The 20459-nt window shown below is 68.9% G+C and carries 22 protein-coding genes, 1 tRNA gene and 1 other RNA gene; 16 read left to right on the top strand and 8 right to left on the bottom strand.

The genetic code is table 11. From position 1 onward, the window contains the following. Positions 1-36 precede the first annotated feature (36 nt). A complete protein-coding gene (locus ABNF93_RS02110) occupies positions 37-651 on the top strand; it encodes a DinB family protein (protein ID WP_349325767.1) in 615 nt (204 codons plus the stop codon). A 44-nt stretch (positions 652-695) separates the two neighbouring features. Next, entirely contained in the window at positions 696-1184 is a 489-nt protein-coding gene (locus ABNF93_RS02105) for a GNAT family N-acetyltransferase (RefSeq protein WP_349325766.1), read from the top strand. 73 nt (positions 1185-1257) lie between these two features. On the opposite strand, the gene ABNF93_RS02100 is transcribed toward ABNF93_RS02105, so the two are convergent. After that, complete coding sequence (locus ABNF93_RS02100) at positions 1258-1590, bottom strand: VOC family protein (RefSeq protein WP_349325765.1); 333 nt, start codon at positions 1588-1590, stop codon at positions 1258-1260. 344 nt (positions 1591-1934) lie between these two features. On the opposite strand from ABNF93_RS02100, the gene ABNF93_RS02095 reads away from it, so the two are divergent. The 4 genes from ABNF93_RS02095 (at position 1935) to ABNF93_RS02080 (ending at position 4823) form a co-directional block, all read left to right on the top strand. Continuing rightward, positions 1935-2639 carry a 4a-hydroxytetrahydrobiopterin dehydratase gene (locus ABNF93_RS02095; RefSeq protein ID WP_349325764.1) on the top strand — a complete coding sequence of 235 codons (705 nt, stop codon included), beginning with the start codon at positions 1935-1937 and terminating at the stop codon, positions 2637-2639. 413 nt (positions 2640-3052) lie between these two features. Continuing rightward, positions 3053-3457 (top strand): helix-turn-helix domain-containing protein, encoded by a 405-nt coding sequence (locus ABNF93_RS02090; RefSeq protein ID WP_349325763.1) that lies wholly within the window; start codon positions 3053-3055, stop codon positions 3455-3457. Positions 3458-3552: 95 nt separating this feature from the next. Continuing rightward, positions 3553-4329 carry an alpha/beta fold hydrolase gene (locus ABNF93_RS02085; RefSeq protein WP_349325762.1) on the top strand — a complete coding sequence of 259 codons (777 nt, stop codon included), beginning with the start codon at positions 3553-3555 and terminating at the stop codon, positions 4327-4329. A 44-nt stretch (positions 4330-4373) separates the two neighbouring features. Next, complete coding sequence (locus ABNF93_RS02080; protein ID WP_349325761.1) at positions 4374-4823, top strand: VOC family protein; 450 nt, start codon at positions 4374-4376, stop codon at positions 4821-4823. Here the strand turns inward: ABNF93_RS02080 and ABNF93_RS02075 are convergent. Then, positions 4762-5757, bottom strand: a complete 996-nt coding sequence (locus tag ABNF93_RS02075) for a helix-turn-helix transcriptional regulator (RefSeq protein ID WP_349325760.1) — start codon at positions 5755-5757, stop codon at positions 4762-4764. The two genes, ABNF93_RS02080 and ABNF93_RS02075, sit on opposite strands and share 62 nt — an antisense overlap. A gap of 62 nt (positions 5758-5819) precedes the next feature. Here ABNF93_RS02075 and ABNF93_RS02070 point away from each other — a divergent pair, with 62 nt between their 5' ends. After that, on the top strand, positions 5820-6812 hold the full coding sequence (locus tag ABNF93_RS02070) for a DNA glycosylase AlkZ-like family protein (RefSeq protein WP_349325759.1): 993 nt from the start codon (positions 5820-5822) through the stop codon (positions 6810-6812). Positions 6813-6911: 99 nt separating this feature from the next. Here ABNF93_RS02070 and ABNF93_RS02065 read toward each other — a convergent pair whose 3' ends face one another. Both ABNF93_RS02065 and ABNF93_RS02060 read right to left on the bottom strand, forming a co-directional pair. Then, complete coding sequence (locus ABNF93_RS02065) at positions 6912-8072, bottom strand: serine hydrolase domain-containing protein (protein ID WP_349325758.1); 1161 nt, start codon at positions 8070-8072, stop codon at positions 6912-6914. 308 nt (positions 8073-8380) lie between these two features. Beyond that, a tRNA-Ser gene (locus ABNF93_RS02060) sits at positions 8381-8469 on the bottom strand. Between the two features lie 119 nt (positions 8470-8588). Here ABNF93_RS02060 and ffs point away from each other — a divergent pair. The 3 genes from ffs to ABNF93_RS02045 all read left to right on the top strand — a co-directional run bounded on the left by ffs (position 8589) and on the right by ABNF93_RS02045 (position 13044). Then, positions 8589-8685: signal recognition particle sRNA small type (ffs, locus tag ABNF93_RS02055), an RNA gene on the top strand. Positions 8686-8894: 209 nt separating this feature from the next. Further along, on the top strand, positions 8895-11456 hold the full coding sequence (locus tag ABNF93_RS02050; RefSeq protein ID WP_349325757.1) for a DNA polymerase III subunit gamma and tau: 2562 nt from the start codon (positions 8895-8897) through the stop codon (positions 11454-11456). A gap of 286 nt (positions 11457-11742) precedes the next feature. Then, complete coding sequence (locus ABNF93_RS02045; protein WP_349325756.1) at positions 11743-13044, top strand: MFS transporter; 1302 nt, start codon at positions 11743-11745, stop codon at positions 13042-13044. Here ABNF93_RS02045 and ABNF93_RS02040 read toward each other — a convergent pair. Next, complete coding sequence (locus tag ABNF93_RS02040) at positions 13004-13630, bottom strand: hypothetical protein (protein WP_349325755.1); 627 nt, start codon at positions 13628-13630, stop codon at positions 13004-13006. The genes ABNF93_RS02045 and ABNF93_RS02040 overlap by 41 nt on opposite strands. Positions 13631-14026: 396 nt before the next feature. Between ABNF93_RS02040 and ABNF93_RS02035 the strand changes: the two genes are divergently transcribed. Genes ABNF93_RS02035 through ABNF93_RS02020 form a run of 4 tightly spaced genes read left to right on the top strand, consistent with a single transcriptional unit; the run spans position 14027 to position 16486 of the window. Continuing rightward, positions 14027-14347 (top strand): YbaB/EbfC family nucleoid-associated protein, encoded by a 321-nt coding sequence (locus ABNF93_RS02035; protein WP_349325971.1) that lies wholly within the window; start codon positions 14027-14029, stop codon positions 14345-14347. A gap of 36 nt (positions 14348-14383) precedes the next feature. Beyond that, positions 14384-14983, top strand: coding sequence for a recombination mediator RecR (gene recR / locus ABNF93_RS02030; protein ID WP_349325754.1), 600 nt, complete (start codon positions 14384-14386; stop codon positions 14981-14983). After that, positions 14976-15773, top strand: coding sequence for a DUF5063 domain-containing protein (locus ABNF93_RS02025; protein ID WP_349325753.1), 798 nt, complete (start codon positions 14976-14978; stop codon positions 15771-15773). Before recR ends, ABNF93_RS02025 begins: the two co-directional genes overlap by 8 nt. Positions 15774-15790: 17 nt before the next feature. Continuing rightward, positions 15791-16486, top strand: a complete 696-nt coding sequence (locus ABNF93_RS02020; protein WP_349325752.1) for a class I SAM-dependent methyltransferase — start codon at positions 15791-15793, stop codon at positions 16484-16486. 91 nt (positions 16487-16577) lie between these two features. On the opposite strand, the gene ABNF93_RS02015 is transcribed toward ABNF93_RS02020, so the two are convergent. Continuing rightward, positions 16578-17063, bottom strand: coding sequence for a MarR family winged helix-turn-helix transcriptional regulator (locus ABNF93_RS02015; RefSeq protein ID WP_349325751.1), 486 nt, complete (start codon positions 17061-17063; stop codon positions 16578-16580). A 144-nt stretch (positions 17064-17207) separates the two neighbouring features. Between ABNF93_RS02015 and ABNF93_RS02010 the strand changes: the two genes are divergently transcribed. Both ABNF93_RS02010 and ABNF93_RS02005 read left to right on the top strand, forming a co-directional pair. Next, positions 17208-18284, top strand: coding sequence for a ring-cleaving dioxygenase (locus ABNF93_RS02010; RefSeq protein WP_349325750.1), 1077 nt, complete (start codon positions 17208-17210; stop codon positions 18282-18284). Beyond that, positions 18281-18949 (top strand): alpha/beta hydrolase, encoded by a 669-nt coding sequence (locus ABNF93_RS02005; RefSeq protein ID WP_349325749.1) that lies wholly within the window; start codon positions 18281-18283, stop codon positions 18947-18949. The genes ABNF93_RS02010 and ABNF93_RS02005 overlap by 4 nt, the downstream gene beginning before the upstream one ends. A gap of 67 nt (positions 18950-19016) precedes the next feature. On the opposite strand, the gene ABNF93_RS02000 is transcribed toward ABNF93_RS02005, so the two are convergent. Then, positions 19017-19562, bottom strand: a complete 546-nt coding sequence (locus ABNF93_RS02000) for a GtrA family protein (protein WP_349325748.1) — start codon at positions 19560-19562, stop codon at positions 19017-19019. A gap of 71 nt (positions 19563-19633) precedes the next feature. Beyond that, positions 19634-20458: an SAM-dependent methyltransferase gene (locus ABNF93_RS01995; protein WP_349325747.1), complete on the bottom strand. Its 825-nt coding sequence runs from the start codon at positions 20456-20458 to the stop codon at positions 19634-19636. Position 20459: the final 1 nt, after the last annotated feature.

Here is a 20459-nt window from a genome sequence, read left to right as displayed (position 1 = left end):
GGTAGGGTCCCCGGCACGTCGACGGATGGAGCGAAGATGGTGCCACCGACGTCCGGCACGGCCGGCGAGAAGGAGATCCTGCACGCCTGGCTGGAACAGCACCGCGACGCCGTGCTGTGGAAGCTCGAAGGGCTCGACGCCGTTCAGCTGCGCCGGCCGATGACCCGTCCGACGGGGACCAACCTGCTCGGACTCGTCAAGCACCTCGCCGGCATGGAGGCGGCGTGGCTGTGCGGGCCGTTCGGGCGGGAGACCGACCCGATGCCGTGGTACGAAGGTGAGCGCGGCATGCATGGCGACGACATGTGGGCCGCGCAGGACGAGTCGGCCGACTTCATCGCCACGCTCTATCGCCGCACCTGCGCCGTCGCCGACCAGACGATCAGCGAGCTCGACCTCGACGCCACGGGTACGCGATGGACGGGCGAGGAGATCTCGTTGCGCTACGCGCTCATCACCATGGTCGGGGAGACCGCCCGTCACGCGGGGCACGCCGACATCGTCCGCGAGCTCCTCGACGGCACGATCGGCGCCTTCCGGGACATGCCGTACGCGGACGGTTCGGACGAGGAGTTCTGGCGGTCGTACCTCGCTCGGATGCGAGCAGGAACCGGTACGGAGGACGCCGCGGGCGACGGGTCGGCGTGCTGAAGGTTCCCTTCGATCGTCGTGCGAGTCCTGGGTACGGTGCTGGGGTGCACATCCGCGACTATCGCGACGGCGACTGGCCGTCGATCTGGCCCATCTTCGGCGAGATCGTCGCCGCGGGGGAGACCTACGCCTACGACCCGGACTGGACGTCGACTGAGGCGGAGGCCATCTGGGTCGAGCGCCCACCCGGGGCGACGGTCGTGGCGGTCGAGGACGACGGGCGGATCGTGGGTACGGCGAAGATGGGTCCCAACCGTCCGGGGCGGGGCGCGCACGTCGCCACGGCGAGTTTCATGGTCGCCAGCAGTGCGCGCGGTCGAGGGGTCGGTCGGGCGCTCGGGGGACACGTACTCTCCTGGGCCCGCGACCACGGCTATGCCGCGATGCAGTTCAACGCTGTCGTGGAATCCAATCTCGCCGCCGTACGCCTGTGGAAGGCGATCGGGTTCGAGATCATCGGGACGGTGCCCGAGGCGTTCGAACACCCCACGCTCGGGCGCGTCGGCCTCCATGTCATGTACCAGCGCCTCTGACCCGGTGTTCTGGACGCGTGTCGACCAGTGTGGCAATGGTCCACGACCTTAGGTCCTTCGGTTCGCGACTGGATCATTCGTGGTCGAGCACGCAGAACAGGTTTCCCTCAGTGTCGCGGAGCACCACGAAGTCCGCCCCATCCGGATAGGGCCAGTCGGGCACCCGTTGCGCGCCCAGGGAGAGGAGCCGCTCGACGTCGGCCTGCTGTTCGGCACGATCCGCGGTGTGAAGGTCCAGGTGCGTACGATCCCGCTGATACAGCGCCAGGCTCGGGCCGTCACCGCCAGGCGGAACCAGGATGTCCGCGGCCCGGGGGTGTGGTGTGTAGCCGAGTGCGGCCGCCCAGAACTGCGCGGCGCGCTTCCAGTCGGTTGCGTTCAGGCAGATCACTCCGATGCTCACCATGGGTCAGCTCCTTGGCTCTGGCTCGCGGGGAAGCGGAAGCGACGTCCGATCCAGCGTGGCAGTCGTACGGGACATCCTCTGTCCTGTTCAGCGGGAATGCGTGTATCGGGCGCCGTCGTTTTTGGTGCTGGCCGATCCGGACGGAACAAGGTCTGACTGTGCACCTGGCAGGGCCGCCTCTGAAAAGTCCTGCCAGGGCAGGACGCGAACGTCCCGGACAGTTCGCACATCGACCAAGGATGGCGAGAAACAGGACACAGCGCTGGCCGGTTTGCTCCCCTATCGTGAGCGGCCATGACCGCGAACCACACCGCGTTTGGACACCACGTTGGGAGAGCGGAGCGATGAGCACTGAGGCGCTGACCGGGCAGCAGGTCGCCGATGCCGGACTCGATGGCTGGGCGTTCCTTCTCTACTACGGTCAAGGCGGGCTCGAGACCCGGATTCACACCAAGGACTTCGTCACCAGCCTGAAGGTCGTCAATGCGATCGGGGAGGCTGCTGAGGAGATGAACCACCATGCCGAACTCGACCTCCGTACGTCTCGGGTCGACGTCCGGCTGAGCAGCCGCGACGGCGGCGGCGTGACCGAGCGCGACCTCAGGCTCGCCCGCCGGGTCTGCGACATCGCGGCGGCGGCGGGCGCCGAACTCGAGTGCCGAAGCGTTTCTCGGATCGAGTTTGGCCTGGACACCCCGGACTACGGGAAGATCGCGCCGTTCTGGGCCGCGGTGCTGGACAGGCACCACGTCATCGGCAACGACGAATGGGGTGACGTGGGCGACCAGCACCACGCACTGCCACTGATCTACTTCCAGCGCGCCAGTAGCGAACAACCCCGGCCACGCTGGCATCCCGACGTCTGGGTCGCTCCCGCACAGGTACAGCCGCGGATCGACGCGGCCATCGCCGCCGGCGGAACACTGGTCAGTGACGAACACGCACCGTCGTTCTGGGTGCTCTCCGACCCGGACGGCAACACGATCCGCCTGTGCACCTGGCAACCAGGCGACACCGTCCTCTGCGACTCGCAATACCGACCGGGATGACCTCTCAAGACCTCACCGGGTTCGCCGTGCTGACGCTCAGCTGCAGCAGGACGTGACGGCGTAACTCAGTGGTGGCGCCCGCTACGCCGGTGTCAGACTTCGCTGGATGCATGATCCCGAACTCGTCGCCCTGCTTGGCGTGCGATGGCCCGTGATCGATCACCGGTTCGCGCAAGCCCGTCTTCAGGGCCTGGGTTGGACGATGTGTGGTCGGGGTGACTGGGCGGTGAGGGCTCCGGGTCCGCAGTCGCAGCCTTTGACCGCAGGCGAGGAGCAGATCGAGATGCGTCGTCGGGTCGACCAGCTCCTCGCGCGATTAGGCACGAACTGCCGCGAACCACATCGAGGCGCGCCATCCTGAGCGCGGCACGCTGCGCCTCGGCAGGTCAGGCACGGGCTACGCTGGCGCCACCATGGCTGCCCGGCCGCCGATCCCGTTGGCGCGACACCTGTTGCGGGTGCGTGACCTGATCGACCGTGCCTACGCCGAGCAGCTCGACATTCCCGCACTGGCCCGCAGCGCGAACGTTTCGGAAACGTACTTCAGCCGCTCGTTCAAGGCGGCGTTTGGCGAGACGCCCCATCAGTACGTCATGAGTCGCCGGATGGAACGTGCCAAGGCTCTGCTGCGCGAGGACGAGCTGTCGGTCACCGAGATCTGCCTTTCGGTGGGGTTCACCAGCCTCGGTTCGTTCAGTACACAGTTCCGCCGTTTCGTGGGCGATAGTCCGACTGCCTACCGCGAGCGCGAGGGCCACGCCGACCTCGCACGACTGCCGGGATGTTACGTGAAGCGCTACACCCGCCCGCGCGCCTGACCGGGAACTGGGTGGTTTTCGAGAAGCGCCCGCCGGTTCGCCGCTCCTACGCTCCTCAGCAGTTCGAGATTCCCACGAATGAAAGAGGAACTGTTATGGAGACGGTGAAATCCAGGGACGGCACGATCACCGCGTTCGACCAGCTGGGCGAGGGAACGCCGCTCATCCTGGTCGCGGGTGCGTCCTGCGACCGGGCGGTCGACGCCCCGCTCGCGCAGGCACTTGGCGAGCATTTCACGGTGCTCAACTACGACCGCCGGGGTCGCGGCGACAGCACCGACACGCTTCCGTACGCGGTCGAGCGTGAGATCGAGGACCTCGACGTCCTCCTCGCCGCCGCGGGCGGCAGCGCCACGGTGGTGGGGCTCTCGTCCGGCGCCGCCCTGGCCGCGCTGGCGGCCGCGAGCGGGCTGCCGATCGGCCACCTGGTGATGTGGGAGCCACCGTTCGGCCTCGACGCTGACGGGCCGCGCCAGGCGAAGGAGTACGCCGACCGGCTGAACGCCTACCTCGCCGAAGGAAGGCGCGGCGAGGCGCTCGCGCACTTCATGCGCCGGGTGGGGCTACCGGAGGAGACGATCACCGGTATACGCCAGTCGCCGTACTGGTCCGTTGGTAAGGGTCTGGCCCCGACGCTCGCGTACGACGCGGCGGTGCTGGACGACGGCACGATCCCGACCGAGCGGTACGCGAGCATCCGCGTGCCGACGCTCGTCCTCGCCGGCGGCGCGAGCCCGCAGTGGATGCGGGAAGCCGCAGAAGCCGCCGCGGCGGCCATACCAGGTGGACGGTTCGGCGTCCTGGAGGGTCAGGGCCACAACGTCGCGGGCGAGGCGCTGGCTCCCGCTGTCTGCGAATTCGTGGCCGACTGATGTGTCAAGGTGTGGCTACGTCGTCGCTGGTGAGGAGAAGCTCGATGATCACGGGGTTCGCCCTGGTTTGCCTGAACGTTCTCGACCTCGATGAGGCGAAGGACTTCTACGTCAACACGCTCGGCTTCGACGTCGGCGTCGACATGGTGCGCGACGACTTCCGCTGGCTCACCGTGCACCCGTCAGGTCGGCCCGAGCTGCCCATGATGCTGGTGGTGCCCGGCGCACCCGTGGTCGACGAGGGGACCGCGAAACAGCTGCGCGACCTGATCGCGCGCGGCTACCTGGGCTTGGGAGCCCTTTCCACGCAGGACTGCTGGGCGACCTACCGCGAGCTCAGGGCGAAGGGCGTGGAGTTCACCGAGGAACCGGAGGAACGGTTCTACGGCATCGACGCGGCGTTTCGGGACCCGTTCGGCAACCACTGGCGGCTCACTCAGCCGAAGAACCTCGACGAGATCCGCGCGACGATCGAGCCACCGGCGGCGCCATGACCTCGTCGGCACTGTATTCGATGATCTTGCTCGCGGCCTGGCGTACTTTGGTCGACAGCTCGGCCGGCGCGATGACCACGGCGTCGCCGCCTTGAGCCAGCACGGCCGCGCACGCTTCATCGGCGTTCTCGAGATCCGCCTCGATGAGGGACCAGCCCTCGATGTCGGGCAGCACAGGTGCCGTTGGCCTGAATCGCCGTACAGCATGGTTTCGTACGCGCAAGACGATCGGGTAGGACGGCAACGTCGCCCGAAACCGCTGCTGGGCCTCGAGCCAGTACCTGGTCAGGTCGAAGTCGCGCGGCCTCGTGAACGCTTCGTCGGTCAGGGATGCTGAGGTCATTCTGCTCAGCCGATAGGTGCGCACGGTCTGGTCGAGGCCGGCCGCGACCAGGTACCACGTCCGGCTCTTGGCGACCAAACCGAGTGGCGCGACGGTGAATGGTTCCGCCGGGTCTCGGTAGGTGATCGTGATCCGCCGTTCCTCCCAGATCGCCTGCCGACAGAGGTCCAGCCAGCGAGGTGCCTCGCGGTGGTCGTCCCAGCCGGCATGGTCGATCAGGAGTCGTTGGCGAGCGAACTCGGCGTCGCGCCGTGTCCCCTCGGGCAGGGCGGCGATGAGCTTGGTCATGGCTTGGTCGCTCGACACGTCGATGCCGAGATCGGCGAGCACGTGCGCGGTCGCGCCGACGAACACCGACATCACCTCAGATGGCGTGAGCCCGGTGAGCCGGGTCCGGTAGTCGGGTAGCAGGGCCCAGCCGCCGCCTCGGCCGCGCACCGAGTAGACCGGCACACCGGCGAGGCTGAGGGCATCAAGATCGCGCTGGACCGTTCGCGGCGAGACCTCCAGCTGCCGCGCGAGGTGGTCCACGGTCGACTGACCGCGGGTCTGCAGGTGCAGCAGAAGCCGGAGGAGTCGTTCGGCGCGCATGGGTTCGACTATGGCGGACAAACAAGCCACAGTGTGGCGTCTTTACTTCATACGGTCGTCCCATGAGCTTTGTCGAGGTGCCGCGGGTCACTCGGGCGCAGGCGGTGGCCTACAGACTTGGCGTGAATCATCTGGTTGATCGGCTCGCGGCGGGCTCGTACGAGGAAGCGGCGTACGTCGGGTTGCAGGACTCGTCGCCTCGGGACGCGCTTCTGGGTCTGCACGCTCGGGTCGCGGGATGCGAGCCATCGGGCTGGGAACATCCGTCCCTGATTCAGACGTACAGTCCGCGCGCAGCGGTGTACGTCCTTCCCCGGAGGGACTTCGGCGTCTTCACGATCGGTCGGCTCCCGCTCGCCCGCGATGCCGTACGACGGATTGACGCGCTCGCGGACGCCGTGTGCCGGACACTGGACGGACGAGAGCTTCGTGGCGGTGGGCTCCCCGGTCTACGTGCCGCGTGCGCGAGCGGCAGGATCGCCTTGCGGTGGACGACCAGCGCTCTGTGGGTGCGCGAAGTCCCGCGGCCGGACGTCGACCTCGACGAGGCACGCAAAGAGCTGTGCCGACGTCATCTGCATCGGTTCGCGCCGACCAGCCCAAGGACCTTCGCCTGGTGGGCGGGGCTACCCGGCGCGGATGCTCGGCGGGTCTGGGACTCCTTGTCCGGCGAACTGCTCGAAGTGGACTTCGACGGCACTCCCGCGTGGATCCTGCGGGCCGACGAAGCTCGCCTCCTGGATGCGCCCCCGCCTCGCGGCGCACGGTTGCTCGTAGCGCCGGATCTCCGGCTCTTCGGGCAGGACCCCGAGGGCCTCTTCATCGCCCCGGGCAAGCGGAGGTTGACGCCAGCTGCGGACTCGTTCCATCCCCACGGGATCCTCGTCGACGGCAGGATCGTGGGTGCCTGGGGCAGAAAGGGTGGCCGGGTCGACGTCGTCTTGACCGAACGGCTCACGCCGGGCCAGTACGACGCGCTCGCCGCGGAGGTTTCGGCGTTCCCCATCCACGGCGCACACCTGTCTGCGTCTCCGCACGATTCATCTCGGCCTTGACGTGGTTCCGCCCCCATTTCTCGGCCCGAAGCGGAACGGCACGATGCAGGCAGGTCGGCCTACGACGTCGCATCGGAGCTGCACACCCGGCCCATGCTGTCACTCGATTGCGGCGAGGGCGGCGGCTTGCAGGTCCGTGTGTACAGCAGGCGCCTGCGCGGTCTCGAACATCCGCTGGGTCAGCACGATCACGGCGAGGTCCCGCGCCGGGTGGACGAGGAAGGATGTGCCGAGCCCACCGTCCCAGCCGATCGCGCCGGCCCATGGGCCGTCCAGCACCACCGAGGTTCCGAGCCCCCAGCCGCGCCCGCCGAGAATGGCCCTACCGAACTCGCGCTGCTCGGCGGTCAGGTGGTCGCGGCTCATCTCGCGCACCTGGTCCGCGGTCAGAACCTGATCGCCGCCGCGCAGCAGCATCCGCGCGAACGCCAGCAGGTCGTCCACCGTCGACACGAGCCCGGCGGCCCCGTCGTGGAACGCTGGCGGCCGGCTCCACTGCCCGTCCGGCGGGTCCCAGACCGCCAACCCGTCCGCAGTCGCCTGGTACGCCGTCGCCAGCCGCTCGACGTCCTCGGTGTAGAAGCCGGTGTCGCGCATACCGAGCGGTTCGAAGACCCGGGTGCGCAGGACCTCGTCGTACGACGTCCCCACGGCTCGGGCGCACAGAATGCTCAGCACATGCGCGCCAGTGTTGTACAGCCACCGCTCGCCCGGCTGCGCCAGCAACGGCAGCTCGCCGAACCTGGCGATCCAGGTGTCAGGGTCGATGAAGTCGTCCGGCTGCGGCGGGCCGATCGTGGCGAGCCGGGCCTGCGATGCCGCCGCGACGACCGGCCACGGCTCAGGTGCCATGAACATCTCCAGGGCCATCCCGAACCCGAACGTGAACGTCAGCAACCCCCGAACCGTCACCGGAGCCTCGGCGGGAAGGGTGTCGTCGACCGGGCCGTCCATCCGGCGCATGACCCGGCGGTTCGCAAGCTCCGGCAGCAGCCGGTCGACCGGCTCGTCCAGCTCGAGCAGGCCCTCGCCGACCAGAGCCAGCGTTGCGGTCGCCGTGATCGGCTTCGTCGTCGACGCGATCCGGAACAGCGACGTCCGCTCCACCGGCCTCCCGCCGACCGCGAGGGTGCCGAGTGCCTCCACGTGCACGTCGTCGCCGTGCGCCACCAGCGCGACCAGTCCCGGCACCCTGTCCTCGCCCACGTGCGAGACAGCGACCTCGCCGAACCGCTCCAGCCCGTCCTTGTTGAGTCCCATGCCTACTCCAACCACCAGACCATGCCGACAACGTATGGACCTGTCGAAGGCCGCTCATTCATCGGCGCGCGCACGATGTCGCCGAAGAAAATCTCAGCCGGGCCTACGCTCGAGCGACCCGACTCGACCGGAAGACGTGCCGCCAGGTGACGAGGGACCGGAGGCCGTCGGGCCCGGGCGCTGCCACCCACCACGACCGCCGGCAGCGGGCGGACCGGTCAGCGGCGCGAAATGAGATGAGGAATGCGGCCATGAAGTCGCAAAGCCGGTAGCTGAGCGCTACCGGCTTCGTTTTTGCCTGGTCAGACTGGCGGAGGATAGGGGATTCGAACCCCTGAGAGGTTGCCCTCAACACGCTTTCCAAGCGTGCGCCCTAGGCCAACTAGGCGAATCCTCCGCGCGAGAGATTACCCGTTCGGCTGCCGGCAGGCCGAACCGGCCCCGGCGCGTGAGCGACGGCGACGCTCCAGAGTCGCGGGTGCCCGATGAGGCGTCCAGGCCTCGCGTAGACTGCTGCGCGGCTCCCCGCGCGGCGGCAACTTGCCCAATCCCCCCAGGGCCGGAAGGCAGCAAGGGTAAGCAAGCTCTACCGGGTGCGCGGGGAGTCCTTCGTTGCCGCCGCCCGTTCCAGTCGCGGTACGCCCCTGTGTCTTGGACGCATGCCGGCAAGGTCCCCGCGTCGCGCATGGCGGAGTCTTGGCGGCGGGGCTGAGTGCGCGCGTGGCCGTGACCGTGCCCGTGGCGTCGCTGATGTGCCGCCCTGGTGCGTCGCGTGTACCCGGGCGGGCCGAGTAGTCGGTGGACCGGACTAGGGTTCGTTGGATGGAAGCGCCGCTCGCTCTCTACCGTCGCTACCGGCCCGAGACCTATGCCGAGGTGATCGGGCAGTCCCATGTCACCGAGCCTCTCCAACAAGCGCTGCGCAACAACCGCGTCCACCATGCGTACCTCTTCTCCGGCCCACGCGGTTGCGGCAAGACGACCAGCGCCCGGATTCTCGCGCGCTGCCTCAATTGTGAGAAGGGTCCGACGCCCGAACCCTGCGGCACCTGCCAGAGTTGTCTCGACCTCGCCCGCGGAGGTCCGGGCAGCATCGACGTGATCGAGATCGACGCCGCGAGCCATGGCGGTGTCGACGACGCCCGCGACCTGAGGGAGCGCGCGTTCTTCGCCCCGGTCGCCGCGCGCCACAAGATCTACATCGTCGACGAGGCGCACATGGTGACCACCCAGGGCTTCAACGCCCTGCTCAAGCTGGTCGAAGAGCCTCCCGATCACCTGAAGTTCATCTTCGCCACCACCGAACCCGACAAGGTGATCGGGACGATCAGGTCGCGTACGCATCACTACCCCTTCCGGCTGGTACCCCCGAAGCTGCTCCAGGACTACCTCGCCGGGTTGTGCACGCGGGAGGGGGTCACCGTCGACCCGGGCGCACTGCCGCTGGTGGTGCGGGCGGGTGGTGGTTCCGTCCGCGACACCCTGTCGGTGCTGGACCAGCTCATGGGCGGTGCGGGCGAGGATGGCGTGACCTACGCCCGCGCGGTGGCGCTGCTCGGCTACACCCACGAGGCGTTGCTGGACGAGGTCGTCGACGCGTTCGCGGCGGGTGACGGCGCCGGCGTCTTCGCCGTGATCGACAAGGTGATCGAGTCCGGGCAGGACCCGCGCCGGTTCGCCGAAGACCTCCTCCGCCGCCTCCGCGACCTCGTGGTGGTGTCGGCGATACCCGACGCCGCGGCTCGTGGACTCCTGGAGGGGCCGCCCGACCAGGCCGAACGCTTGACCGGGCAGGCCGCCCGCTTCGGTGCCGCCGACCTCAGCCGGGCGGCGGACGTACTCAACGCCGGGCTGACCGAGATGCGCGGTGCGACGGCACCTCGCCTGCATCTCGAGCTGATATGCGCCCGCATGCTGCTTCCCGCCGCAGACCATTCTGAGCAGGGCATCTATGCACGGCTGGACCGGATCGAACGCCGGATGTCGATCATGGGGACCAGCGGGCAGGCCAGTGCGCCGGACGCCCCATCTGGTGCCCCGGCATCGTCGTCACGGGAACGGTCCGCTCAGGACCAAAGATCCCGAGGCGTGGATCGCCACAGCCGGCAGGTGCAAGATCGGGGCGGCGACCATCCGGCCGAGGCGTCGCCGGGGGATACCGACCGGCACGGCAGCGACCCGCGAGCGGCGGGGCAGAGAGCCGAGGAGCAGGGCAGCGAGCCCGCTCGGGCATCGGGAAACCAGTCAGTGCCGGTCGACACCGGAGTCTCCGCAGCGGACGCGGGACGGTCAGCGGCCCCGGCCGCCGAGGCCCGACCAGTGAGCCCCTCACCCGTCAAGGCCGTGGATCCTGCGTCGGCCGGTGGGTCCAGCGGGTCGAGTGGGATGAGTCTCGCCGACGTACGCAGGCTGTGGCCGGATGTCCTCGAGACCGTCAAGAATGCGCGCCGCTTCGCCTGGGTGATGCTCAGCCAGAACGCGCAGGTCACCGGTCTCCACAATGATGTCCTCACGATCGGTCTCATCAATTCCGGTGCGCGTGACTCCTTCGCCCGCAGCGGAAGTGATGAGGTCCTCCGGAATGCGCTCCGCGAGGTGCTCGGAGTCGACTGGCGGGTGGAGCCGGTCATCGACCCGTCAGCCGGTGGCTCCGGTAGCTCAGGCACGGGAGGTGGACCGACCGCGGCCGGCCCGACCGGCGGTGGCCCGACCGGTGGCGGCCGCCCCACTGGTGGTGGTGGCACCGACGGGGGCGGTCAGGGTGGCGATGCGCCGGGTGATGACAGCGGCTGGAGCGGTAGTGGGTCGGACTGGGGAGGCTCGCTGGGAGGCGGCTCCGCCCGCGGACGCGCTGCCTCGGGCGGTACCCCGAGCGGTAGCGCGGCGGTGGACGGTGGAGCACGTGGCGCGGATGAAGCCAGCTCCGCAGGGGGTTCGGGAGGTGGGCCTACCGGACGCGGCGGTAGACCCGGCGGATCCGACGGCGGGGTGGGCGGTTCAGGCGCGCCGCGATCCGTTCCAGCGGCTGATCCCGAGCAGCGCCGCGCACACACGCACGAAGCCGCTGGCGGGACGCACTCCGAACTGCTGGGTGGGGCTTCCGCGCCACGGGGCGGGGCACGTACGCAAACGTCGGCCCGAGCTGGAGGCGCGGACTCGGGGCGCGGCGAGAATACCGGCGGTTCGGCATCCTCCGGACGTCCCGGCCGTGGCCGACGCGGCGTCGCGAGCCAAGGTCAGCCCGCCGACGAACCCCCCCATGACCCGGACGGCGACGTCGACCCTGACACCGACGGGACAGTCTCGGACTCACCGGCCTCGCAAACCGAACTCCTGGTCCGGGAGTTCGGCGCCGAGGTGATCGAGGAGCTCCCCGCTACCTGACGGGCAGGCCGTCCCCTGGGCCACCCACATCGGGCCACTCGCGGGCCGCCATCCCCGCCGGACCAAGGCCATCCCCGCCGGACCAAGGCCATCCGCCCGTGCGCCAGGGCGTACAACGGGTCGACCAGATGGTCCTCGCCGCCACCGGGCGGATTGCCAGCCGGTGGACGCCTCCACGGAGGATCTGTCCGATCATCTGACCAGTTATGCCGTGCACCGCATAGTGGCTCTTACCGGTGTGAAACCATGAGAAGTTGTGCGGAGACCTTCAAATCCCTTTTCAGGTATGCCCCGCGAGGTCCCGATCCTCGCAGCCATCTCGTTCGCGGTAGCCATCGGGTTTGGGGTCGTAGCTCCGGCCATCCCCGTTTTCGCGCGCCAGTTCGGGGTCGGCCACACGGCCGCCGCGGCGGTCATCTCGGCCTTTGCGTTCATGCGGTTCGTCTCCGCCCTGAGCGGTGGACGGTTGGTCGACCGGTGGGGAGAGCGCAAGGTCCTTACGGTGGGGATGTTCTTCGTCGCCGGGTCGACCGCCCTCGCCGGTCTCTCCCAGAACTACATCCAACTCCTCCTTCTCCGCGCGGTCGGGGGAATCGGCAGCGCGATGTTCACCGTCGCCGCCGTGTCGTTGCTGTTGAGGGTCACTCCCGCAGAGCTTCGTGGACGCGCCAGCGGTCTCTGGCAGGCGGGCTTTCTCATCGGTGGGTTGATGGGTCCGGTTGTCGGCGGGTTCCTCACCGATGTGTCGACCCGGCTTCCGTTCTTCGTCTACGGGGCCGCCCTGACCGTCGCGGGCCTGATCGGCATGATGTTCCTTGCCAAGGCGACGCTGCATGACCAGGAGCGAGGCAACCACCCGGACGCGATTTCGGAACGGACCACACTTCGCGAGGCGTTCCGCAACAAGGCCTACCAGGCCGCACTCGTCTGCAACCTCGGCACTGGGTGGGCGCTGTTCGGTGTCCGGTCGAGCCTCGTACCCCTCTTCGTCATCGAAGGCATCAAGCTCGGCGCGATCTGGATCGGCATCGGGTTCCTCGTCGGCTCGGCAGTGCAGACAGCCCTCCTGCTCCCGGCCGGACGCTTCGTCGACACGGTGGGGCGTCGGCCGGCCATGATCATGGGTGGCCTCCTCTCGATGGCTGCGATGTTGATCGTGACGTTCTCGACCGCTCTACCGACCTACCTGCTGGCCATGGCGTTGTTCGGCGTCGGGTCGGCCTATCTGGGCGTCGCTCCGGGTGCCGTCGTGGGCGATGTGGTGCGAGGTCGCAGCGGGCAGTTGGTGGCGGCCTTCCAGATGGCGGCGGACCTGGGTGCGATCGTCGGTCCGCTCGTGGCGGGACTGCTCGCGGACAGCTTGTCGTTCGGTGCGGCCTTCGGCGCCACCGCGGGGATTCTCGTCTTCGGTCCGCTGCTCGCGCTGCGCATGCCGGAGACCCGCTGGAAACAGGGCGAAGGAACGGTCGTCGCAACGTCGACGGAGGTGCCGCTGGGGACTCCGACTGCTGATGCTGGGCCGGAGGCCCCTGCCGCGGGCACCGACCTCAGTCGATCGCAGGACGGATCCCGAGGGCCGTCCTCGTGAGGTCCCGGTCGGTGAATCGCGCGCTGTCGATCGTGACCGACACGGCGACGCCAGGCGCCTGAAGCCAGAACACCTGATCTCCGCTCCGGTAGCCCGGGTGGCCGTGGTGCTCGAACGGCTCGAGCGGCCACTCATCGCCGCGCTCGTGGTAGTCGGCGAGGTAGTCGCGGAGAGCCTTCAGATCGCTGAGTGACGGGCTGCGCAGGGTCTTGACCGTGAGGTCGACGGAATAGCTCCCTGAGTCGTCAGGTCCGCGCTCCCAGACCCGGCTGCGGTGCGTGACGCCTTCCCATTCGTAGGTGAAATCGGAGACATGCGGACCCAACCCGTCGGGAAGGAAGCCGATCTCGAACCCGTCAAGGATGCGCGGGACGCTGTCGTCGACCACGTCACGGCCTTCCTGCTCCGCCTCGGAACCTGCTCTGCTCCCACCGGAACCGGCATCTGCCGTGGCGCGAGCCGACGGGCCCGGCCGGTCGGGTGGCATCGCCGCCGTCGCCGGCGAGGCGACGGACACCTGCGCCAGGACGGTCGCTGAGACCCCGATGACGATCGAGGCACAGGTGAGTCTCGTTGTCGTGAACATCTTGTCCTCCACGAAGAGTCGTCGTGCCGGCGGCACTGGACTAGGGGTGCCGGCGGCGGTGCGTCCCATCGTTGGGTGAGCGAGGCTGGAGGGAGGAGGTGCGAGCTGAGCCTGTGGACAACTACGCCGATCGCGCCGCTGTGGACAAAAGCTGGCACCTCGTACGGACCAGTTGAACGGGAGCGCCCTCACCAGCGGGCGTCCGGCCCGCAACCGCCCCAACCACGGATCCGTGCGCGATCGGGGGTCTCACCCCCTGTGGGGGTGGGGCATCGTAGGCTCGACCTACGCAGTCATCCCGCCCGCACCATCTCGTCCAGACCGGTCCACCGGGACGAGACTCCAGCTGTGGCCGAGACGAGGGAGATCATCGTGTTCCCTGGCGGAACGCCCGACATGCAGCAGCTCCTGCAGCAGGCTCAGCAGATGCAGCAGGACCTGATGTCAGCGCAGGACGAGCTGGCCCAGACCGAGGTCAAAGGCACCTCCGGCGGCGGACTGGTCACCGCGACGGTCAACGGCGTGGGCGAGTTGCAGCGCCTCGAGATCAAGCCCGAGGCCTGCGACCCCGACGACACCGAGACCCTCGCCGACCTGGTGGTCGCGGCGGTGCTCGACGCCGGCAACAACGCCAAGTCCGTGGCGTCGCAGAAGCTGGGCCCACTCGCCGAAGGACTCGGCGGCCTGCCCGGCGGGCTCGGGCTACCCGGCCAGTAACACCCGAGCGCCGGCGGAGAGAGCAGAGGTCGCAGAGTGTACGAAGGTGTCGTTCAGGACCTCATCGACGAGCTCGCCCGTCTGCCCGGCATCGGCCCCAAGGGCGCGCAACGCATCGCGTTCTACCTGCTCGCCGCCGACGCGATCGACGTACGCCGGCTCACCGACGCGCTCGTCCAGGTCAAGGAGAAGATCCGGTTCTGCGACGTATGCGGCAATGTCGCGGAGGAGGAGCAGTGCCGGATCTGCCGTGACGCCCGGCGCGACCCGGCCGTACTCTGCGTCGTCGAAGAACCGAAGGACGTCGTGGCGATCGAACGGACCCGGGAGTTCCGCGGCCGCTATCACGTGCTCGGTGGAGCGATCAGCCCGATCGAGGGGATCGGCCCCGACGACCTTCGCGTCCGCGAGCTGATGACCCGCCTCGCTGACGGTACGGTCCAGGAGGTCATCCTGGCGACCGACCCGAATCTCGAGGGTGAGGCCACCGCGACCTATCTCGCCCGACTGCTCGGCCCGATGGGGTTGCGGGTCACCAGGCTGGCGAGCGGGCTGCCGGTGGGTGGCGATCTGGAGTACGCCGATGAGGTCACGCTGGGTCGTGCGTTCGAAGGAAGGAGGTTGCTCGATGCCTGAGGCGACCAACGATCCTCCGGCGACACCGGCCGGGGCGTCGGGGCAGCGGACCTCCACCCGGACGACCACGCATCCCAGTACGCAGCACACCACGCAGATCACCACACAGGACACCACGCAGGACACCGCAGGAGATGTACGCCGAGCCGGGGGACCGGCGGGAGAGAATGCGATGACGACGACTGACCCGGGGGTTGAGCACGTGCCAGAAAGCGATGTCGAGGACTTCGCGCAGGAGATCGCCGACCAGGTGGAGAGCTTCCTGATCGCGCTTCGCGAGATCGCGCGCGCGGAACACCATGCGACGGCGGTCCCCATGCTGCTGCTCGAGGTGAGCCAACTCATGTTGGCGGGTGGCCGGCTCGGTGCGATCACCGATGTCGTGCCGGTCGAGCGGTTCGAGCCTGACGCTGGTCCCGATCCTGATCTCGACGAGCTGCGCGAGCGCCTCGGCTACCTCCTCGCCGATGTGGACGTCTACACGGAGGTGTTCGATCCGTACGGCCAGCAGGTCGAGCTCCTGCACGGTCGGCTCTCCGACGATCTCGCCGGTATCGCGTCGGCGCTCGTCCACGGGCTGAAGCACCACCGCGCCGGACGGATCGACGAGGCCCTGTGGTGGTGGCAGTTCTCCTACCTGTCGAGCTGGGGCGCAGAGGCGGGCGCGGTGTTGCGGGCGCTGCACTCGGTGGTTGCGCACGCCCGCCTCGATTCCGGGTCGGACGAGCCGAAGGCCGGCGCCGAGGACGGCCTGGCGGCCGAGTCGTTGAGCGACGCACGCCAGTCCTGACGTTCCGGAGAGCCGTCGTGGAGGGTGAGCCGAGCGCCGCCGACGCTGGCACTGATGCCGCCGAGGAGTACTGGGATCAGTACTTTCGTACGCTCAGCGAGGCCGGCCGAGATCTCGACTGGGAAGGGCGATGGACCGAACCGTTTCTCGCGCCTCTGCGTGAGTTGGGCGGGGCGCCGCACGTTCTCGAGCTCGGGTGCGGCACCGGCAACGACGCCGCTCGGCTGGCCGACGCCGGTTGCGCCGTCACCGCTCTCGACCTGTCCGGTGAGGCGATCGCCCAGGCGCGGCGGAAGTTCGGCGCCCGGGCCACGTTCTTCGTCGCCGACATCGCGGAGCCGTTGGCGTTTTCGGACGGTGCCGTCGACGCGGTGATGTCCAACGTCGCGCTGCACCGGTTCGACGACGCGGTGACGCGCGCGATCTTCGCCGAGATCGCTCGGGTCGTGCGGCCGGGCGGGCTGTTCCTGTTCCACGTCAACGCGCGGGAGGACCGCCCGTTGCGGGCGCGTCGCTATCCGGTCCTACGCCAGGTCGAAGACGATCTCGTCCTCGAGCAGGGCGGCGGCCTGATGAGGTTCTTCTCCGACGCCTACCTGCGGGAGCTTCTGAGGGACTGGGAGGCGGAGTCCCTCGACCTGGTGGAGATCCTGGAGGAGGGAACGGGAACGCCGTTCAAGTACGTGTGGCGGGGTGTGGCGCACCGCAGGTAGGAGAAGCGCCTGGGGGATGTTGGCGGACCGGCCCAACGGTCCTCCCTCTCGGACAGCCGGCGCGTGGCGTGTCCGATTCGCCGCCGTCGCGTCAGGTCCGCGCCGGTCCTGCCGGTGGGGTGTTGGCTTCGCGGAGGGTACGCATGGCAGCGGCGAGCGCCGAGGACGCCTCGGGTCCGAGCGGGCCCAGCACCCGCCGGCGGAGGATCTCGGCGCAGGCGTGCCGGGCTTGTGCGGCGACCTCGCGACCGTGGTCGGTGAGGACGGCGTAGATCACTCTCCGGTCGGTGTCGCAGGGCTCCCGCCGGATCAGCCGGCTGGCGACGAGCCGGTCTGCGACCTTGGTGAAGCCGCCGCTGGACAGCGCCGCCTCCCGTGCGAGCCGGGTCATCGGCATCCGGAAGTCGGGCGACCGTACGAGCCGGAGCAGGATGTCGAACGGCGCCGGTGCCAGGCCGAAGCGCTGGGCGATCTCGTCCATCAGCCCCGCCTGGGTGGCGAGGTAGCCCTCGATCACGAGGCCCCACCAGGTGACGATCTCGTCGTCGTCGATGGCGTCGCGTGCGTCGTCGCCCATCTGCTGCCTTTCGTGAGTTTCGCGCGAGTCAAGGAAAGCCTAGCGCGCGAACATCTTCCGTACAGATATCTTGCGTGGAAGATAAATGGGTCGTATCGTCGACTCCGAGACCGGCGAAGGTCCACGACCTGAAGGTGATCCACCATGACTGGCAGCAACACTCACGGCGGCAGCGGCTCCACGGCGAGCGGTTCCACGGCGAGCGACTCCACCGCCAGTGGTTCCACGTCCAGCGGCTTCACGACCAGCGGCTTGCACCACGTCACCGCGATCGGCGGTGATCCGCAGCGCAACGCCGACTTCTATCTCCGTACCCTCGGCCTGCGGCTCGTGAAGACCACGGTCAACTTCGACGATCCGGGCACTTATCACCTGTACTACGGCGACGAACTGGGCCGTCCCGGGTCGCTGATCACGTTCTTCCCCTGGCGGGACGCACCGCGCGGGCGGCGAGGCGTGGGTCAGGCCACGACGACGGCGTTCTCCGTGCCGGAGACGTCGATCGGCTGGTGGAAGCAGCACCTGCAGTCGCAGGGCGTCGAGGTCAGCCAGGTCACCAACCGCGACCAGGAGGAGGTCCTCACCCTCCGCGACCCGGACGGCCTGGACATCGCCCTCGTCGCACATCCTCAGGGCGACCCGCGGGACCCGTGGAACGCCGGGCTCGTCCCCGGTGAGCACGCCATCCGCGGGCTGCACTCGGTGACGCTGTCGGTGGCGCGCGAGGAGGCGACCGCCGCGATGCTGGTCGACGGCCTTGGCCTGCGGTACGACAGCGAGGGCGCGAACCGGTTCCGGTTCGCCGCCGGTGAGGGTGGCCCTGGTGCCTACGTCGACGTCGTCGTCACGCCCGATGTCCCGCGTGGTCTGGTCTCCGTCGGCACAGTGCACCATGTCGCGTGGCGGGCGCCCGACGAGGCCACCCAGGTGGCGTGGCGCGAGGAGCTGCTCGAGGACGGCGTGCAGGTGACGTCGATCATGGACCGGCAGTACTTCCGTTCCATCTACTTCCGCGAACCGGCCGGCACGCTGCTGGAGATCGCGACCGACCAACCCGGCTTCGCGATCGACGAGCCGCTGCTCGAACTCGGCCGGGCGCTCAAGCTGCCGCCATGGCTCGAGCCCAACCGCGAGCAGATCGAAGCGATGCTGCCCACGCTCAACCTTCCCAGTGAGAACGATCCCCGCCCCGAGCCGCAACCGCAGAGTGGGCCGGCATGACGACCCCAGGCTCGCCGTCGTCCTCTGCACCGTCCTCGCCGGCGGCAGCGTCGCTCTCCCTGGAGCACCGGTTCGTGGCCGGCGACCCGAGCGCGCCGGTGGTCCTCGCACTCCACGGCACCGGCGGATCGCCGGAGGACCTGATGGAGCTGGCGCGCTACCTCCAGCCGGGTGCCGGCGTGCTCGCCCCGGCTGGCCCGGTCTCTGAACACGGCGCCGCCCGGTGGTTCCGGCGTCTCGCCGAGGGGGTGTTCGACGTCGACGACGTGATCGCGCGTACGCATCAACTGGCCGAGTTCGTCGTCGCCGCGCGCCAGGCGTACGCCCTGGGCGACCGACGGATCATCGCACTCGGGTTCTCCAACGGCGCGAACATCGCCGCCGCGACAGTGCTGTTGCGCCCTGACGTGCTACGCGAGGCGGTGCTGTTCGCCGCGATGATGCCGGTGCCGGACCCGCCCGACCATGACCTGTCGGTCAGCCGGATCTTCCTCGCCAACGGCACCCGCGACCCGATGGCACCACTCGATTCCGTCGTACGCCTGGAGAGGGCGCTGCTCGCCCGGTCGGTCCAGGTGCAGGTCTTCCGCCACGACGGTGGCCACCAGATCCCACTCGACGCCGCCGCCGCGGCACGAGAATGGGTGGGCACACCCGGGGAGTGAGGGCGCCCATCAACGCGACGTCCGCTCCCAAAGCGAGCCCTGTCAGTCGCCGGCCGACCGCGGGTCGTCAGGTCTCGATGTCGCCGGAGGCAGAGGCCCTGACGCGCGGGTGAAGGCCCGCCGAACTGTCGGTGGGAACGGGAAGGCCGGTGTGCGGATCGACCGGTGGCAGGTCGGGCGGCAGGAACACCCACCGCTTGTAGGACCAGAAGCGAAACAGCGACCCGAGGCCGAGCCCGATGACGTTGGCGGACAGGTTGTAGGCCAGCGGCCCGTCGAACCGCAGGATGTAGACGGTGAAGCCGACGACGCCCAACGCGATCGCGAGGCCGACCGCGTTGAGGGCGAAGTAGCGGAGGTACTCGGTCGCCAGCCCCTGCCGGGCGCGGTGCCGCCAGGTCCAGAACCTGTTGCCCAGGAACGCCACCGTCGCCGCGACCGCCACCGAGATCGTCTTGGAGGTGAGCGGCCCGAGGTCGAGGCCGAACCGCAGGACATTGGATCCGGCGATGTCGATGACCGCGGCGATGCCGCCGACCGTCCCGAACTTCGCCAGCTCGGCGACGAGGTGCTCGAATCGCCGCCACAGCCAGATCCACCGCCGAACACTCACCCGCCGAACGTTAACCCACGCGGGTGGCGAACCGGCCCGCCACGACGAAATGCCGCGGCGTTGGACACCCCTTAGGGCTTGCGGGCGACTCCGCAGAACGCCCACCGGGATCCGTCGCTGTCGGCTGCCTCGGGATCGTCGGCACCCCAGAGTCCGATGTGGGTGAGTCCCGGCTCGGCGCCGTCATAGGGCGACACCAGCTCCAACCCGGTGAAGAGGTTCGCGATCTCAGCCTTGGAACGCAGGTGCAGCTGCTCGGTCGCCTTCTCGTAGATCTCGCGCACCTGCTCGGCGATCACCGGCGATGTCTTCTCCGTCGTCCCGTGCGAGAGGGCAAGGTAGCTTCCCGACGCGAACTCCGACATGTAGCGACCGATGAGCCTTTGTGGGTCGTCCTCGTCGGCGATGAAGTGGCAGACCGCGACCAGCATCAACGCGACCGGCTGAGACAGGTCAAGGTGGTCGCGCAGCGCTGGATCGTTGAGGATGGCGTCGGGATCGCGGAGATCACCCGAGAGGAAGATGGTGTGGGGGGTGTCGACGATCAGCGACCTCGCGTGGGCGATGACCATCGGGTCGTTGTCGAAGTAGACGGTCCGGACGTCCGACGCGCCCGCCTGCGCGGCCTCGTGGGTGTTGTTGCGGGTGGGGAGGCCGGCACCGATGTCGATGAACTGGCGGATGCCCGCCTCTGCCGCGAGCCACTTTGCCGAGCGTTGTAGGAACCCGCGGTTGGCCCACGCGGCGTCCTCGAGCTCGGGCGCGGCCATCCGTACCAACTCGGCCGCTCTCCGGTCGACCTCGAAGTGCTCGGTGCCGCCGAGGTAGTAGTCGTAGAGCCGACCGGCGCTCGGGATGGTCGGATCAACACCAGGGGGAACGGCGTCTGTCGTCATG

This window comes from Actinopolymorpha sp. B9G3 (assembly GCF_040120725.1).
In the GTDB taxonomy this organism is placed as follows: domain Bacteria; phylum Actinomycetota; class Actinomycetes; order Propionibacteriales; family Actinopolymorphaceae; genus Thermasporomyces.
This window is presented reverse-complemented; position numbering and strand designations above follow the sequence as displayed.